The following is a 16,135-nucleotide window of genomic DNA, read 5'->3' as shown; positions in this document are numbered from 1 at the left end:
ACCTACAATATTTCTATTTCATGCTCTACTATTTCTACCCTACCATCATCATCTATAAACTTAATTACATTTGATAAAATTTCGTTAGCATGATTAACATCATTTGTTACACAGGCAAATCCTATTATGGAAGATTGCCAACTATTATTTAAATCTACTTCTGCTATGGATATATTAAATCTTGATTGTAGTCTTCCCATTATGCTTTTAATTACTTGTCTCTTATCCTTTAGAGAATTAGATTCATATATTATTATCTTCAATGAGCAAGAACCTATTATCATTTTATTATCTCCTAATCTATATTATTTTTATGTAAAAGAAAAAGGGAGAATTATTCTCCCCTTAATTATTTTAATATATTCATTTCTTTTCCTACTTTTTCAAACACTTCAACTGCTCTATCTAGTTGTTCTTTTGTATGAGCTGCAGTTACCATACATCTAACTCTTCCTGTTCCTTTTGGAACTGTTGGGAATACAATACCTGATACGAAAACCCCATTTTCTAGTAATTTTCTACTGAATTCCATAGTCTTTGCTTCGTCTCCTATAATTACTGGAGTAATTGGAGTCTCACTATGTCCTGTATTAAATCCTAAGCTGCCAATTTTTTCTTTCCAATATCTTGCATTTTCCCAAAGTTTATCTGTATATTCTGTTGATTCCATTAACATAGTTACTGCTTCTGTAACAGCTCCAACAACTGCTGGTGGTAATGATGTACTGAATAGTACTGGTCTTGCTCTATGGCTTAACCAATCATACATAGTTTGTGAACCTGATACATATCCACCCATTACTCCGATTCCTTTTGAAAGACATCCCATTGAGAAATCTACTCTACCATGTAATCCAAAATGGTCTATAGTACCTCTTCCGCTTTCACCTAATACTCCAGAACCATGAGAATCATCTACATATGTCATAGCTTCATATTTTTCCGCTAATTCTACTATTTCAGGAAGTTTAGCTATGTCTCCATCCATACTGAAAACACCATCAGTAATGATTAAGATATTTTTATAGTTTTTTCTTGACTCTTTCAAAACTTCTTCTAAACTGTCCATATCAGAGTGTTTGAAAACAGTTTTTGAAGCTTTTGATAATCTACAACCGTCTATTATTGAAGCATGATTTAATTCGTCAGATATTATAATATCTCCTGGTTCAGTTATAGCTTGAATAGTACCAGCATTACAATTAAAAGCTGATTGATATAAAAATGCAGCTTCATCTTTTTTAAATTTAGCTAAAAGCTTCTCTAAATCTTCATGAATATCCATATTTCCTATTATAGTTCTAACAGCTCCTGAACCTGCACCATACTTTTCTATTGCTGCAATAGCTGCCTTTTTTATTCTATCATTATTAGCGAATCCAAGGTAGTTATTTGATGATAAGTTTATAACTTTTTTTCCGTTTAGTATTACTTCTGCCTCACTTGCTGTTTCCATCACTGGCAACGTTCTATATACTCCATCCTTCTTCAGTTCTTCTATCTTTTCCTTTAAATAACTTAATTCATGAATATTAGACATAGTATAACCTCCTTAAATTTCTTCTTTCGAGATATATTATAACACATCTTTTATATTTATTAAATCGATTTTTGACTGATTGTTAAAAAAATATTTACTATGGCCCATTCTGAATATTCTCTTATTTCAGGGCTTTCATCCTTTAACAAATTTACTAACAATTGAATATTCTCTGTTCTTTTCATATTGCCTAAAGCTATTATGGCATTTCTTTTTAATATAGACTTCCCTCGCCAGCTTCCTGCCATAGTTCCATATTTCCTTTTAAATTCTTTATTGGATATGGTAAGTAATTCTTCTAGATTCATATAACCCTTAGTCAGTATCGGAATAAACTCTTCATGATTGGATTTTTTTATACCTTTGTTCTTTGGACAAACTAATTGACAGGTGTCACATCCATATATTTTCATCCCCATCTTTTCCCTCAAAGTTATAGGTATATTACTCTTTGTTTGAGTTAAATATGATATACATCTTTTAGGATTTAGCTTGTATGGTTCTTCTAAAGCACCTGTAGGACAAGCATTGATACATAAATTACAATCACCACATTCAGATTCTGCCTCTTTACTTATATCTAAATTTAAATTAGTTAATATATATCCTAAAAATATAAAAGAACCGTATTCTTTATTTATTATGGAACAGTTTTTACCATAATATCCAATACCAGATTTTCTACCTAGCTCTCTATCTATTAAAGGCCCTGTATCTACAAAATATTTATACTGGAAGTCTATTTTCTTTTTTATTTCTTCAACAAGACTTTCTATCTTTTTCCTTAAAACTAAGTGATAGTCAATTCCCCAACTTGATTTTGATAATTTTCCTCTTAACAGATAATCTGGTTTTTCATCATAATCTATATTATAGGATAGTCCAAGAACTATTATTGATTTGCAATTATCCATAGTAAGTCTCGGGTCTATTCTTTTATTTATATCTTTTTCCTCAAATTCAGTCTTTACATTATTTTTTTCCCTATACAGTAGATACTCTTCTAAATTATATAAGGGCAATGAATCTGTAAATCCACAAATATCTATATTTAGCTCTTTAGATTTTTCTAATATATATTGGTTTAGTTCTCCCATTTATATTCCCTTCTAAGAATTTCAATTTCTTTCTTATATCCATCTAATTCATTTGGGGTTTCTAAATTAAAGGGTAAATCTTTTAATAATGGATGATTTATAACATTTATTATAGTATCAGAACCTATGGTGCCTTCTCCTATAACCTCATGTCTATCCTTATTAGAAGCAAATTCTACTTTACTATCATTTAGATGTACTGCCTTAATTCTATCTATACCAATTATATTATCTATTTCTTGAAGCACTCCATCTAAGTTATTAACTATATCATATCCAGCAGAATATAAATGACAGGTATCTATACATATGCCAAGGTTTTTATTGTATTTTACACCATCTATTATGGATTTAAGCTCTTCCATATTTCTGCCTATTTCTGTTCCCTTACCTGACATTCCTTCTAATAAAATCACTGTATTATTGTCCTCACTTATGACATTATTTAAGGCATCTACTATAATTTCTACACCTTTTTCACTGCCCTGCCCCACATGAGAACCTGGATGGAATACATAATAAGTGTTTGGAATTATTCTTAGCCTTTCCAAATCATCCTTTAAAATCATATTTGCAAATTCCCTAGTTTCTTCCTTATTTGAGGAAAGATTCATAGTATATGCTCCATGAGCAAAAAGTGGTGCAAATTTATATTCATTCATCAACTCTTTAAGTTTATTTATATCTTTTATATCAATTTCTTTTGCCTTCCCCCCTCTAGGGTTTCTAGTAAAGAATTGAAATGTATTAGCTCCTATGGATACTGCCTCTAATGCTGCATTATAATATCCCTTTGAAATGGATAAATGACAGCCAATATTTAACATATCTTATCACCCTTTCTTTATATATAATACCACATTGTCATTTATTTTTAACTACTTCAATAGATTAAAATATGTTATAATATTCATTAGTGTTGAGAAAGGGAGAAATATTATGTTTAATTTAAAGAAAAAAGCCTACAAAAATTTTGATTATACCTTATTTTTCACTATGCTATTACTTTGTGCTTATGGTCTGCTTATGATAATGAGTGCTACTTTAAGTCACGAAACTATGAGTAATGTCAAAACTCAAGGAATAGCTACAATTTTAGGGCTAGTTGTAATTGCTATACTTGTTCTACTTGATTATGAATTTCTAGGAAAACTTTATATACCTATTTATGTAATATGTAATCTACTTCTTGTGGCTGTTCTTATATTTGGAATTGGAGAAGATCAATGGGGTGCAAGGTCTTGGCTGAAAATTGGACCTGTTAGGTTTCAACCAGCAGAGTTTGTAAAAATTGGTTTAATTATATCCCTAGCTAAATTTATAGATAATCATAAAGATAGTATAAATGAACCTTTTATATTGTTAAAGATATTGGGCTTTGCCTTTTTTCCAGTAGTTCTTATTCTTATGCAGCCTGATGCTGGTACTGCAATGGTATTTATATTTTTTATAGCTGCTATGTTGTTTATTGCTGGAGTGAAATGGCGGTATATTGGCTATGCAATATCTTTAGGGCTTTTAAGTCTTCCTGTTCTATGGTTTAAGCTAGATCAATATCAGAAGGATCGTATATTTAACTTTATAGATCCTGAAAGAGATCTACCTAATTCTGGATATCAAGCTATGCAGGGTAGAGTTGCCATTGGTTCAGGGAAAATCTTTGGCAGAGGATTATTTCAAGGAGTATATACTCAATTTAATTATATCCCTGAAAAACAAACTGACTATATATTTGCTGTAATTGTAGAAGAACTGGGATTTATGGGGGGTTTTGGACTAATTATCCTATATTTTATACTACTTAATAGATTTATTGCAATATCTAGAAAATCTAAGGATTTATTTGGTTCATTAATGATAATCGGATTTGCTGCAATGTTTCTTTTCCATATATGGGAAAATATAGGCATGACCATTGGGCTTATGCCAATAACAGGTATTCCCCTTCCTTTTATGAGCTATGGAGGAACTTTCCAGCTATCTAATATGATTTGTATAGGTATAGTTTTAAGTATAAGTGTTCATAGAGAAGAATTAACTTTTTAATTCCTCTCTATTTTTTTATTTTAGTACCTTGTAATGAAAGGTAGCATATGATATAGTGTAGTTAAGAAAATAAAAGGAGATATGCCAATGAACATTCAATTTAAAAAAGGTGTATTAGAGCTTTGTGTTCTTTCCTTATTAGAGAAAAAGGATTTTTATGGCTATGAACTAGTAGAACATATCTCTCAATATATAGATATTTCAGAGGGAACCATCTATCCTCTACTAAGGAAATTTAGAACTGAAGGCTATGTCACAAATTACCTAGAAGAATCTCAAGAAGGACCTCCGAGAAAATACTATAAATTAACTGAAAGGGGTATGGAAGTTCTTGAAGAATTAGTCATTGAATGGGAAAGTTTTATTGACGGGGTAAATAATATATTAAGGGGTGATTTATCATGAATAAACAAGAATACTTAGATAGACTAATGTACTATCTTCAAGGATTACCTATATCTGAGCTAGAAGATATTTTTTCAGACTATGAAGAACACTTTCGTATGGGTATTTCAAAAGGCAAATCGGAAGAAGAAATATCAAAAGAACTAGGAGACCCTATGGAAGTTGCCAATAATTACAAAACAATATATGGCTATAATGATACCCAAAATATGGATAATACAAATTATTCCAGTAATGATACAAAAAGACTACTGGTTACCATAGGACTAATAGCCTTTAATATAATAATAGTAGCAGGACCTTATTTAGGTTTAGCAGGTGTCCTTCTTAGTTTTTATGGAGTTGGTATCAGTATTATAGTAAGTGGATTTGTAGTTTTATTTGGTTTTCCAATTAGTATTTTTACTCCAATACCTACACCTCATATTCTTACTTCCATAGCTTTTGGTATAGGATTACTTGCATTAGGTACATTGGGAATTATACTATCTGTATATTTAACGAAACTATTATATCAACTTACAATTAAATATATTAAATGGAATTTAGAACTAATCAATAAGTTGGGAGGTTTAGAAAATGAATACTAAAAAAGTTGTTTCAATTTTAGCAGTAGTTGTTTTAGTTGCTTTTGGAGTAGGCATATTATCTTTAAGATATAATGACAATTATAAGTTTATAGGCTCTAATTCTATTAACTGGGTCAATGTTAGATCTAATGATGAAATAGTAAAAATAGATGAAGATGGAATACAAGTTAAAGATGGGGATGATCAAGTTTCCATTGGTTGGAACGGCATTAAAGTCAACGATGGAAAGAATGGTGTTTCTATTGGTTGGGATGGAGTCAAAGTTAAGGATGGAGATGAACAGGTTTCTATTGGCTTAAATGGTGTTAATATTAAGGAAAAAAACAAATCATTTTTTAGTAACTGGAACTGGTTCGGTATAAATTCCAGAAATTTAAAATGGGAAACTATCGATGAAGAAACTCAAGCTGAAATAACTGGAATAGATACTATAATAGTTTCTCCTGATTTTATTGATGTTAAGATAACTTCTGAGGAAAGAGATGATGTTGGTATTCATTATTATGGTAAAATGAAAACCAATATAGTACCAACTTTAAATGTAGACAAAACGTCTAATAGTTTAGATATTAAACTTAAAACAAATAGGAATAATTATTCTGTAGTAACTTCTGATGTTATTTTAGAAATTTTTGTACCGAAATCTTATAATGGTAACTTTCATGTCACTGCTACTTCTGGAGATATTTATATGAAAGGTTTAGCTGGAAAAAACTTCAACATTTCCTCTAATTCTGGCGAACAGCATCTGGAAAATCTTGAAGGCAATAAATTAACTTTAACTGCTACTTCTGGAGACATTACATTAAAAAATTCCATAGGTGAAGTTGAATCTAAATCTAGTTCTGGCGAACAAAGATTTGAAAATGTTGAGGGTCAAAAACTAGACTTATCAGCTAGTTCTGGAGATATAGAATTAAAAAATTGTGTAGGCGAGATTAAAGTGTCTACTAATTCTGGTGAACAAAGGTATAAAAATGTTGAAGGCAAAAAATTAGACTTATCATCTACTTCTGGAGATATAGAGTTAGAAGATTGTATAGGTGAACTTAAAATATCTACTAACTCTGGTCATATTTCTTTAGATAATGAAAAGTCAAAAGAAAATATGAAATTATCCACTAGTTCTGGTGATATATCTATTAGTTTAGGTGATAATCCTAGTTACACTATCCAAGGCACTACTTCTTCAGGTGATTTTATTACATTTGGAAATATCAATATACAAGAAAACGATAAAGGCAGATTTAGAGCTACAATAGGTTCAGGGGAAAAATCTATTGATATTAGTACTTCATCTGGAAATGTTAGATTTAGTAAATAACTATTAGTTATGGAGGGGTTAAGGTGAATAGAAAATCTTTAATTTTATTTGTAGTTATCTGTATTGTAATATCAAATATAATGACTGCTTGTGGTTCTATAAAAACATCAACTGATAATAGTGTTATTCTTATGGAACCAATAGTTAAAACAAAAAATTCTTTAAATATTTCAGTAGACCCGAGAATAGAATTGTTATCAATAGTCCAATATCTAAGTAATTATAATACAATTGCCAGTGGATTGATTACTATGGAAAGTTTTGAGTATAAAGACAAAGTAAGAAAGCATTTTATGGAGTTTAGAAAACATGAGGCTATAAAATTTTTTAATGAAATTTCTAAAAATGGTTTTACCTTTGATGCTCCTCCAACTTCAATGCTTTTTATGGACAATAATTTTAAAGTAAGAAAAGATGTAGAATTAACTGATTATATAGCCAGAAGAGCTGGTAGCCGTGAAAATATAATTAAACTTTATAATCTTCTTGAGGACTTTGCTTCAATCTCTGATTTTACTTCATTTTTTAATGATAATATAGAATACTACAATACTATTATTGATAATACTCTTTTCTTAATAGATGATGAATTTGATATTATAAATCATCTAGAAGGCTACTACGGTTGGCAAAATAAAAGTTACAACATAGTATTATCCTCATTATACGGAGCAGGAGCATATGGACCTAGTATATCTAATAAAAACCAAGATGTTGAAATTTATAGTATTATAGGATGTCAGATGTTAAACGGAAATCTTGATCCCTCCTTTGGAACTATAGACTACTTTAATTATCTCCAACAACACGAATTTAGTCATTCGTTTATTAATCCAACAACTTCAAAAAATCTGGATTTAGCAAATTCTTATGAGGAACTCTTTGAGCCTATAAAAGATGAAATGAAATACCTTGCTTATGCAGAATGGGAAACCTGCTTAAATGAGCATATAATTCGTGCCTTGACTTCAAGATTTGCTTCTCATGAAAATAAAACTAAAGGCAGGAATCTTCTCAAAGCAGAAGAGGAAAAAAACTTTATATATGTAGAAGCACTATACAATAAACTAGAAGAATATGAAGACAATCGAGATAAATACCCTACAATAGAGGATTTTTATCCTGAGCTTTTAAAGGCATTGGATCAATTCAAAAACTAACTTAAAAATGTGACAGGTAATCTTGAATTACCTGTCACATTTTTTACTCAATATAAAACACCTTATAATCATCTAATCTTAAGCAAGACATTCTTCCATCATCATAACAATTTCCTGTATCTATACCTATTTTGTCATTATAGATTTTATCAAACCAAATTTCATAGGGTAATTTTGATTCTACCTCAAATATCTTATCTATATATCTTCTAGGGGAATGTCCAAATATGGTAATTAAACTATCTAAAGCTTTATTTTTTATAAAATCATCTCTTACCCAAACAAGTCTATCTCTTTGTTCAGTTAAAGCATCTTCTAGTGATTTTTCTTTCAAACTCTCAATTAGTCTTTCTGGTTCAAATCCACCATGGACAAGTAAATATTTATTATCCACTATTTTAAAATATGGCAATCCCTCTATAAAGGATAAAATCTTTTCTTGTTCTTCTGAGGTTCTTTTATTAAATCCTTTTATAGTAGGCTCACAACCATTTCTGCTCCATCTTTCTGTTTGTTTTTCGTCTTTATATTTAAGTCCATAGAGCATCATCTCATCATGATTTCCCATAATTACTTCTATCTGTGGATAATTCATGACAAATTCTATAGTTTCCATAGGTTTATCACCTCTATCCACTAAATCTCCAATTATATAAAGTTTATCGTCTTCAGAAAGCTCAATAGTTTCAATTAACCTTTTTAACCTATCTAATTTGCCATGTATATCACTGGTTACATATTTCATATATTATCACCTTATTTTATCTAATTTTATTTAATTCTTTTAATATATTTGTATATTCCAAATCAAGTTTTTCCTTATCCTCTGGCTTTTTTGCAATGGAAATAAGCCCTATTATTTCACTTAATTTATTTTCCAATATAGCCCTTCTATTTGCAATATCCTTATGTTGAAAATCATTGTCTTTATTTTTATTGTAATCATTTAAGTTTCCTTGAAAAGTATTTATTTTTTCATTTTCAATATACATTATAGTATCAGCTACATTTTCAATTAATCTTTTATCATGGGAAACAAATAATAATGTGTTATTATAGCTTATTAGTGCTTCTTCCACTGCCTCAACTGAATATATATCTAAATAATTAGTAGGTTCATCTAATATCAATATATTAAAATCGCTAAGTAATATCTTTGCTAAAGATACCTTTACTCTCTCTCCTCCACTTAGTACACTAACCTTTTTATATACATCATCTCGTTTAAAGAGAAATCTTGCTAAAATATCCCTTGCATCTTGTTCCAGACCTACTTCCAATAAATTTTCTAGTATGGTTTTGCTTTCATCTAGAATATTTAAGTCTTGGCTAAAATATCCTATATTTGCCTTCTTAGAAATATTAATATTATCTTCATTTTCCATTATCATTTTTAGTAATGTAGTCTTTCCACTACCATTTCCACCAATTAATGCAACCTTAGATTTATTATATATTTGAAAATTAGAGTCTTTAAATAAAGTTCTCTCTCCAAAAGATTTAGTCAATTCTTTACCTTCAATAACTATTTTGGAAAATATCTCCTCTCCACTAATATCCACTTTTATTTTATCTACTTCCTTTAATTTATCTTTTACCTCTAATTTATCTATTCTAGAAGCTATTGCTTTTACCTTATTATCCAGCTTTTTCTTGGCTTTTTGTCCCCCCATTTTATGAAGTCTTGCCTCAGAATTTCCCATTCTCTTAGGAGGTCCTTTTATTTTATCTGATTTTGTCTTGGTATCAACTAAAACCTTTTCTAGCCTTCTTTTTTCATTTATATACTTCTCATATTCCAACTCTTGAGTCTTTCTTTCCAATTCTTTTTGAACCTTATAATGAGAATAGTTTCCATCATATATTTTAATTTTACTATCTTCAAGTTCTATTATTTTGTTACATACCTTATCTAGTAAATCTCTATCATGAGAAGTTATAACCATAGCACCTTCAAAATTAGTCAATTTTTCTATTAAAAAATCAATTCCTTCAAAATCAAGATTTGAAGTAGGCTCATCTGCAAGAAGAAACTTACCATTATCAGTTAAAAATCCAGCGATTTTTAGTCTAGTTAATTCTCCCCCACTCATAAATTCTTTATTTTTTTCCTTTAGTCCTAATTTACCTATATATTCACCATCTACTTCCTTATTTGAACTATCTTCTAGCTGTTTAATATAGAATGGCTTAATATTTGTTCTTATGGTTCCAGAATCTGGGTTAATTTCTCCTGCAATTAAATTTAATAATGTAGTTTTCCCAGAACCATTTAATCCAACTAGACCTATCTTATCATCTGAGTATATTTTTAAATCCTTAATATTTAATACAAGTCTATATTCAAAATACTTTTTTAAATTATTTATATCTAAAACTAACATAAAAAAATCCCTCCTAATTTTGTCTGAAGGGATTAATGTCTTTATTATTGCAAAAGGAATAAATCAACCATATAGGTTAATTTAAGAATAAGAGACCATTATAATCACCTTCAGAACATTTGTAAACTAAAATAAACCTAAGTATACTAGGTATTATTTTTTCAAATCAAATTGTTCTTTTAATAAAGGGATTATATTCTCATTGTTCTAGTTTCCATCCTTTTCTATTATTTAAATTAATTAAATATTATCACAAATTATCTTATTTTGCAAGAAAATCTTCAAATTATCTATTAACAAACCATTCTACTAAATCACTACTGATACTAATGGATTTTCTAGATATTTTTCTAGCTTCTTCTTTTGAAAACCATTTAGCATCTACAATTTCTTCATTATCTACCTTAATTTCGCCTTCAAGATATTCTGCCGTAAATCCAATCATCATGGAATTTGGAAATGGCCAAGGCTGAGAGCCAAAATATTTAATATTATGTACTTTAATACCTACTTCTTCAAATACTTCCCTCTTTACACAATCCTCAAAAGTCTCTCCCATTTCTACAAACCCTGCTAGTACACTATATGTTCCTTCTGGAAACATTTTATTATGGGCTAATAATATTTTATCTTCCTTTGTAACTGCTACAATTATAGCAGGAGCAGTTTTAGGCCATACCATATTATCACAATTGGTACAAATCATGGCTCTATCATTTCCACTGACTTTCATAATCATTTTAGTTCCACATACTCCACATTTTTGATTATTTCTTACATGATCCAATAGAAGTAATGCCTTCGCTCCCACTAAAAATTCATCATGACTTATATTTTTAGAATAAGTTCTTAAATCTATAAACTTATATTCATCATCTTTAATTTCTTCTATTTCTCCTGAGTAACAATCGGTCTTTTCATAAGCTCCTAAACATTGAAGATGATAAACATCTAATTTAAGCCTTTTTATATCATCTCCATTAGGTATAATAAACTTATCTCCGTCTATCTTTACCAGAAGTTTATCTTTATGAAATAAATACATATTCCACTTCTTATATTCACCATATAGTGGCTCTTTTGAAGGTTCAAATTTTATATATTCTCCCACTTATATCACTGTCCTTTCTGCTCTTCCAAAAAACATTTTCTGCAAAGAGGTTCATATTCGTCTGTTGCTCCTATTACTATTCGTTCTTGAGCTTTAGTCTTTCTATGACTTACCCAAGCATCTGTACCACATTTAACACATACTGCATGGTGTTTATATAGATAATCTGCCATAGGCATAAGTTCCTTTACTATTTCAAAAGCTTGTCCTGAAAAATCCATATCAAGTCCTGCAAGTATGACTGTTTTTCCCTTTTCTAAAAACTTATTGATTGTATCTACAATATCTTCTATTTTACCTCCTAGAAATTGTACTTCATCTATTGCTATAACGTCTAAGTCATAAGATTTACAGTATTCACAGATTTCAAATATATTATTTACCATAACTGCATTTAATGTTGTATTGTCATGAGTTCTTATTTCTGATTTAGGATACCTAGTATCTATTGATGGTTTAAAGGCTATTGTTTTATATCCTGCTATATTAAATCTTTTTACGTCTTTTTCTAAACTTGATGTTTTCCCTGAAAACATGGACCCTGTATGTATAATTAGCTTTCCTTTGTATTGATGCAAAATAAACTCCTCCTTAATATTATTACTGAAGTATTATACCATTTTTTATGGTTTTGGACAAAATTAATATTTTGTAATCTCACATATTGCATTCCTTGGGAATACAATAAATTACTATATATTATTTATTGCAGGAGGTGTTTTTTATATGAAACCTTTAGTTGAAATTAACGGCATTGGAATGACTTATCACAGCTTAAAAGGTGAAACGGAAGCCATTAAAGATATAAATTTAAATATATCCAAAGGGGAAATAGTTGGAATAGTAGGGCCTAGTGGATGTGGAAAGTCCACCTTATTATCAATAATAGCAGGACTTATAACTCCAAGTAAGGGGAATGTATTAATAAATGGAAAACAAGTAAGTAAATCTAATAGTAATATTGGATATATGTTTCAAAAAGATCAGCTTTTAGAGTGGAGAAATATTTTAGAAAACGTAGTCCTTGGATTAGAAATTCAAAGAAAATTAACTCCAGAAGTTTATGATAATGCCAAAGCCATGCTTCACAGTTATGGACTAGGAGAATTTATATCTTCCTATCCTAGACAGTTATCAGGTGGTATGAGACAAAGAGTTGCATTGATTAGAACTCTTCTATTAGAGCCTGAGTTACTTCTTTTAGATGAGCCCTTTTCTGCCTTAGATTATCAAACTAGACTTGCCATAGCAGACGAGATCGGTATTATTCTAAAAAAGGAACAAAAAACAGGATTGTTAATAACTCATGATATAGCTGAGGCTATTAGTTTATCAGATAGGGTTGTAATCCTTTCCAACAGGCCTGCAACAATCAAAGAAATTGTAGATATTAAACTAACCTGTCCAATTGGGAAAGAAACTCCTTTAGGATGTAGGGAAGCACCTGAATTCAGGCATTATTTCAATAAGATATGGAAGGAGTTGGATATACATGTCTAATAAAAAACCTTCTAAAGAACATGAAGAGTATTTAATTAACTTAAAGAAAAAAAATAGAAATATATTCTTAACTCAAATAAGTATTTTGATACTAGGTCTTTTATTATGGGAGGTAGCAGCACATTTTAAGTGGATAGATACTTTCTTAACTAGTTATCCATCGCAAATTTGGAAACTATTTTTGACTTATATAAAGCATGGTAATCTATTTTACCATGTTGGGATTTCTGTCATGGAAACTATAATAGGCTTTTTAGGTGGAACTTTATTAGGCGTTATTATAGCAATTGGTCTTTGGTGGTCAGATTTTTGGGCAAAGGTATTAGACCCCTATTTAGTAATGTTAAATAGTCTTCCTAAAACTGCCTTGGCACCTATTATAATTATTTGGGTTGGTGCAGGATATAGCGGTATTATAGTTACTGCAATTACAGTGTCTATAGTGGTTACAATTATGAATATGTTTGAAAGTTTTATATCAGTGGATAACGATCAAATAAAGCTATTAAATACCTTTGGTGCTACTAAGTTGCAAATATTACAAAAAATAATAATTCCATCATCTATTCCTACACTTATAAATACATTAAAAATCAATATTGGATTATCATGGGTAGGAGTAATCGTAGGGGAGTTTCTAGTATCTAAAGCTGGTATAGGATATTTAATAGTCTATGGTGGTCAAGTGTTTAAATTGGATATAGTTATGATGAGCATATTTATTTTAGCTGTTATATCAGTATTTATGTACAAAGCAATTTCCATATTGGAAAATAAATTTAGAAAATGGTAAGGTTAAAAAGTTAAAATAAAAACCTCATTTACAGTAATCACTTTTTACTGTAAATGAGGTTCTTTTATTATTTATATTTTACAATTTCTACTTTTTCCATTATAACTGGTTCCACTGGCTTATCATTAGCTCCAACTTTTACATTAGCAATCTTATCTACTATATCCATCCCTTCATATACTTGACCGAATACAGTATGTTTAAAGTCTAACCATGGAGTACCACCTAACTCTTCATAAGCCTTTACTACATCTTCTGAAAAACCTGATTTTTCTCCTAGCTCTTTCATTTGGTTCATTAGATTCTTATCTACAGCTGAGTTTTGAACTATAAAGAATTGACTTCCATTTGTACCTGGTCCTGCATTCGCCATGGATAATGCTCCCCTAAAGTTATGATAGTTTGAATCAAACTCATCTTCAAAAGGTGCTCCCCATATACTTTCCCCACCTGCACCTGTACCTTGTGGGTCTCCCCCTTGGATCATAAAATCTTTGATTACTCTATGGAACATAATTCCATTATAGTATCCATTTTCAATATGAGTTTTAAAGTTTTCTACTGCCTTTGGTGCTACATCTGGAAATAATCTTATTTTAATATCTCCAAAATTTGTACTAATAATAGCTACCTCTTCTCCATCCTTAGGCATCTTTAATTGTTCTAAATTCATCACATTTCCTCCTTGATTTTGATCAATATCTTCTACTTCAGTATCTCCATTACCTTTACATCCTACTGCAAATAATACAACAAAAGAAATAAACAATATTAGCATAATTCTTTTATTAAGCTTATACATCTTTCCATCTCCTAGTTAATAATATAGCATAATTTTATGGTTTTATATAGTCGTATTAGTTCATCTAATTATTATCTGATACAATATTTCCCTCAAAATTTGCACTTATAACTCCATGTATTTGATAAATTTCTTTATATAGATTGCTAATGTTAAAATTATTAGGTGTTTTAACTATAAAACGAATCTCCATTATTCCACTTTCTTCATCATATCCACTATTGTTTAATATAATAATATCTTTAATGGATAAATAATACTTGCCAAAAAGGACTCCTATCTGACCGATAATACCTGGTCTATTTGTGGCTATTACTTCAATAGTTTTATATTTCTTTACCAATATTCTATTTTCAAAAATTCCTACACTGGTTAAAGTAGTTAAAACTATGACTGTAGTAACAACTGCACCTAAATAATAGCCAGAACCTATGGCTAATCCAATACCAGCACAAACCCAAAGACTGGCAGCAGTCGTAAGTCCGCTAATATTGTTTCCTGTTCTCATAATAGTTCCTGCACCAAGAAAACCTATACCACTAACAACTTGAGCCGCCAGTCTGGCTGGGTCTCCTCTAGGCACACTATCATTAAGTTTTAAAAAACCATCTATAGAAATAAGCATAATTAAGGTAGACCCCAATGTTACTAAAATATGTGTTCTAAGTCCTGCAGGTCTATTATTTGCTTCTCTCTCAACACCTATTAATCCACCTACTATGGCAGATAGTAAAAGCCTTCCAATTATCTCAACTTTTGAAATCATGAAAGCAGCTCCTTTAAAGTATATATACTCTTACCATTTATCATAATGAATTTTGCCGTCATGGTAGTTATTAGATGGTTCTTTTTCTTCATCTTTATTTCCTACTACTACCATTCCTATGGGAATTATATTACTTGGTAGCCCTAAAACCTCTTTCATAGAATTTACTAAATCAGATGAATCATATAATCCACACCATACTGCTCCTAATCCAATTCCATGAGATGCTAAAAGAATATTTTGTATAGCTGCAGCACAGTCTTCTACTAAAAATCCTCTAGCAGGTTGTTTTTCTTCATCTCCACAAACAACTATTCCACATCCAGCATTAGGCAACATCTGTGCATACTTATGAAATTCAGATACTTCTTGAAGTAATTCTTTATTTTTTAGTACTACAAAATGCCAAGGCTGCATATTGTGGGCAGATGGAGCTTGAAATCCTGCTCTAAGTAATGTATCTATCTGTTCATTAGTAATTACTTCCCCAGTAAATCGTCTTATACTTCTCCTAGTCATAATAGCTTTTAATACATCCATTTTACCACTCCTTTTATTTTATTATATTATATTTATTCTTATTTTTATATTGTGTTATAATAATTATGTAAATAATA

At 29.9% G+C, this 16,135-nt stretch carries 18 protein-coding genes; 7 read left to right on the top strand and 11 right to left on the bottom strand.

Annotation, left to right across the window (positions count from 1 at the left end; translation table 11 throughout):
- Window positions 1-2 precede the first annotated feature (2 nt).
- The 4 genes from KQI41_RS05500 to KQI41_RS05485 all read right to left on the bottom strand — a co-directional run bounded on the left by KQI41_RS05500 (window position 3) and on the right by KQI41_RS05485 (window position 3,464).
- A complete protein-coding gene (locus KQI41_RS05500) occupies window positions 3-284 on the bottom strand; it encodes a DUF503 domain-containing protein (RefSeq protein WP_154439970.1) in 282 nt (93 codons plus the stop codon).
- Window positions 285-349: 65 nt separating this feature from the next.
- Window positions 350-1,540 (bottom strand): glycine C-acetyltransferase, encoded by a 1,191-nt coding sequence (locus KQI41_RS05495; RefSeq protein WP_154439971.1) that lies wholly within the window; start codon window positions 1,538-1,540, stop codon window positions 350-352.
- A 59-nt stretch (window positions 1,541-1,599) separates the two neighbouring features.
- The gene (queG, locus tag KQI41_RS05490; protein WP_154439972.1) at window positions 1,600-2,637 is read right to left on the bottom strand and encodes a tRNA epoxyqueuosine(34) reductase QueG; all 1,038 of its coding nucleotides are present in this window, start codon (window positions 2,635-2,637) and stop codon (window positions 1,600-1,602) included.
- Window positions 2,625-3,464, bottom strand: coding sequence for a deoxyribonuclease IV (locus KQI41_RS05485; protein ID WP_154439973.1), 840 nt, complete (start codon window positions 3,462-3,464; stop codon window positions 2,625-2,627). The genes queG and KQI41_RS05485 overlap by 13 nt, the downstream gene beginning before the upstream one ends.
- A 112-nt stretch (window positions 3,465-3,576) precedes the next feature.
- Between KQI41_RS05485 and rodA the strand changes: the two genes are divergently transcribed.
- The 5 genes from rodA (at window position 3,577) to KQI41_RS05460 (ending at window position 8,162) form a co-directional block, all read left to right on the top strand.
- Window positions 3,577-4,683, top strand: a complete 1,107-nt coding sequence (rodA, locus tag KQI41_RS05480) for a rod shape-determining protein RodA (RefSeq protein WP_154439974.1) — start codon at window positions 3,577-3,579, stop codon at window positions 4,681-4,683.
- Between the two features lie 87 nt (window positions 4,684-4,770).
- Entirely contained in the window at window positions 4,771-5,088 is a 318-nt protein-coding gene (locus KQI41_RS05475) for a PadR family transcriptional regulator (protein ID WP_154439975.1), read from the top strand.
- Window positions 5,085-5,678: an HAAS signaling domain-containing protein gene (locus KQI41_RS05470; protein ID WP_154439976.1), complete on the top strand. Its 594-nt coding sequence runs from the start codon at window positions 5,085-5,087 to the stop codon at window positions 5,676-5,678. Before KQI41_RS05475 ends, KQI41_RS05470 begins: the two co-directional genes overlap by 4 nt.
- Window positions 5,668-7,002 (top strand): DUF4097 family beta strand repeat-containing protein, encoded by a 1,335-nt coding sequence (locus tag KQI41_RS05465; RefSeq protein ID WP_154439977.1) that lies wholly within the window; start codon window positions 5,668-5,670, stop codon window positions 7,000-7,002. The genes KQI41_RS05470 and KQI41_RS05465 overlap by 11 nt, the downstream gene beginning before the upstream one ends.
- A 23-nt stretch (window positions 7,003-7,025) precedes the next feature.
- Complete coding sequence (locus tag KQI41_RS05460) at window positions 7,026-8,162, top strand: DUF4932 domain-containing protein (protein WP_216584972.1); 1,137 nt, start codon at window positions 7,026-7,028, stop codon at window positions 8,160-8,162.
- 43 nt (window positions 8,163-8,205) lie between these two features.
- On the opposite strand, the gene KQI41_RS05455 is transcribed toward KQI41_RS05460, so the two are convergent.
- The 4 genes from KQI41_RS05455 to KQI41_RS05440 all read right to left on the bottom strand — a co-directional run bounded on the left by KQI41_RS05455 (window position 8,206) and on the right by KQI41_RS05440 (window position 12,235).
- The gene (locus KQI41_RS05455; RefSeq protein WP_154439979.1) at window positions 8,206-8,907 is read right to left on the bottom strand and encodes a metallophosphoesterase family protein; all 702 of its coding nucleotides are present in this window, start codon (window positions 8,905-8,907) and stop codon (window positions 8,206-8,208) included.
- 16 nt (window positions 8,908-8,923) lie between these two features.
- Window positions 8,924-10,546 carry a ribosomal protection-like ABC-F family protein gene (gene abc-f / locus KQI41_RS05450; protein WP_154439980.1) on the bottom strand — a complete coding sequence of 541 codons (1,623 nt, stop codon included), beginning with the start codon at window positions 10,544-10,546 and terminating at the stop codon, window positions 8,924-8,926.
- Window positions 10,547-10,832: 286 nt separating this feature from the next.
- The gene (nudC, locus tag KQI41_RS05445) at window positions 10,833-11,657 is read right to left on the bottom strand and encodes an NAD(+) diphosphatase (protein ID WP_154439981.1); all 825 of its coding nucleotides are present in this window, start codon (window positions 11,655-11,657) and stop codon (window positions 10,833-10,835) included.
- A gap of 5 nt (window positions 11,658-11,662) precedes the next feature.
- A complete protein-coding gene (locus KQI41_RS05440) occupies window positions 11,663-12,235 on the bottom strand; it encodes a thymidine kinase (RefSeq protein ID WP_154439982.1) in 573 nt (190 codons plus the stop codon).
- 148 nt (window positions 12,236-12,383) lie between these two features.
- Between KQI41_RS05440 and KQI41_RS05435 the strand changes: the two genes are divergently transcribed.
- Together KQI41_RS05435 and KQI41_RS05430 are read left to right on the top strand one after the other, a co-directional pair.
- Window positions 12,384-13,157, top strand: coding sequence for an ABC transporter ATP-binding protein (locus tag KQI41_RS05435; RefSeq protein ID WP_154439983.1), 774 nt, complete (start codon window positions 12,384-12,386; stop codon window positions 13,155-13,157).
- Window positions 13,150-13,950, top strand: a complete 801-nt coding sequence (locus KQI41_RS05430; protein WP_154439984.1) for an ABC transporter permease — start codon at window positions 13,150-13,152, stop codon at window positions 13,948-13,950. Before KQI41_RS05435 ends, KQI41_RS05430 begins: the two co-directional genes overlap by 8 nt.
- A 67-nt stretch (window positions 13,951-14,017) precedes the next feature.
- On the opposite strand, the gene KQI41_RS05425 is transcribed toward KQI41_RS05430, so the two are convergent.
- The 3 genes from KQI41_RS05425 to KQI41_RS05415 all read right to left on the bottom strand — a co-directional run bounded on the left by KQI41_RS05425 (window position 14,018) and on the right by KQI41_RS05415 (window position 16,058).
- On the bottom strand, window positions 14,018-14,623 hold the full coding sequence (locus KQI41_RS05425) for a peptidylprolyl isomerase (protein ID WP_229768546.1): 606 nt from the start codon (window positions 14,621-14,623) through the stop codon (window positions 14,018-14,020).
- A gap of 193 nt (window positions 14,624-14,816) precedes the next feature.
- Window positions 14,817-15,518 carry an MgtC/SapB family protein gene (locus tag KQI41_RS05420; protein WP_154439986.1) on the bottom strand — a complete coding sequence of 234 codons (702 nt, stop codon included), beginning with the start codon at window positions 15,516-15,518 and terminating at the stop codon, window positions 14,817-14,819.
- Between the two features lie 30 nt (window positions 15,519-15,548).
- Complete coding sequence (locus tag KQI41_RS05415) at window positions 15,549-16,058, bottom strand: nitroreductase family protein (RefSeq protein WP_154439987.1); 510 nt, start codon at window positions 16,056-16,058, stop codon at window positions 15,549-15,551.
- Window positions 16,059-16,135: the final 77 nt, after the last annotated feature.

It is taken from the genome of Tissierella pigra (genome assembly GCF_018917845.1).
GTDB classification, from domain to species: domain Bacteria; phylum Bacillota; class Clostridia; order Tissierellales; family Tissierellaceae; genus Tissierella; species Tissierella pigra.
This window is presented reverse-complemented; position numbering and strand designations above follow the sequence as displayed.

Excerpts from the sequence above, each read along its gene's own strand:
- KQI41_RS05430 (WP_154439984.1), top strand. The coding sequence starts at position 13,150 with ATGTCTAATAAAAAACCTTCTAAAGAACATGAAGAGTATTTAATTAAC.
- KQI41_RS05485 (WP_154439973.1), bottom strand. The coding sequence starts at position 3,464 with ATGTTAAATATTGGCTGTCATTTATCCATTTCAAAGGGATATTATAAT.
- KQI41_RS05495 (WP_154439971.1), bottom strand. The coding sequence starts at position 1,540 with ATGTCTAATATTCATGAATTAAGTTATTTAAAGGAAAAGATAGAAGAA.
- KQI41_RS05415 (WP_154439987.1), bottom strand. The coding sequence starts at position 16,058 with ATGGATGTATTAAAAGCTATTATGACTAGGAGAAGTATAAGACGATTT.
- KQI41_RS05470 (WP_154439976.1), top strand. The coding sequence starts at position 5,085 with ATGAATAAACAAGAATACTTAGATAGACTAATGTACTATCTTCAAGGA.
- KQI41_RS05500 (WP_154439970.1), bottom strand. The coding sequence starts at position 284 with ATGATAATAGGTTCTTGCTCATTGAAGATAATAATATATGAATCTAAT.
- queG (WP_154439972.1), bottom strand. The coding sequence starts at position 2,637 with ATGGGAGAACTAAACCAATATATATTAGAAAAATCTAAAGAGCTAAAT.
- KQI41_RS05435 (WP_154439983.1), top strand. The coding sequence starts at position 12,384 with ATGAAACCTTTAGTTGAAATTAACGGCATTGGAATGACTTATCACAGC.
- KQI41_RS05475 (WP_154439975.1), top strand. The coding sequence starts at position 4,771 with ATGAACATTCAATTTAAAAAAGGTGTATTAGAGCTTTGTGTTCTTTCC.
- KQI41_RS05455 (WP_154439979.1), bottom strand. The coding sequence starts at position 8,907 with ATGAAATATGTAACCAGTGATATACATGGCAAATTAGATAGGTTAAAA.
- KQI41_RS05420 (WP_154439986.1), bottom strand. The coding sequence starts at position 15,518 with ATGATTTCAAAAGTTGAGATAATTGGAAGGCTTTTACTATCTGCCATA.
- KQI41_RS05425 (WP_229768546.1), bottom strand. The coding sequence starts at position 14,623 with ATGAATTTAGAACAATTAAAGATGCCTAAGGATGGAGAAGAGGTAGCT.
- KQI41_RS05465 (WP_154439977.1), top strand. The coding sequence starts at position 5,668 with ATGAATACTAAAAAAGTTGTTTCAATTTTAGCAGTAGTTGTTTTAGTT.
- rodA (WP_154439974.1), top strand. The coding sequence starts at position 3,577 with ATGTTTAATTTAAAGAAAAAAGCCTACAAAAATTTTGATTATACCTTA.
- abc-f (WP_154439980.1), bottom strand. The coding sequence starts at position 10,546 with ATGTTAGTTTTAGATATAAATAATTTAAAAAAGTATTTTGAATATAGA.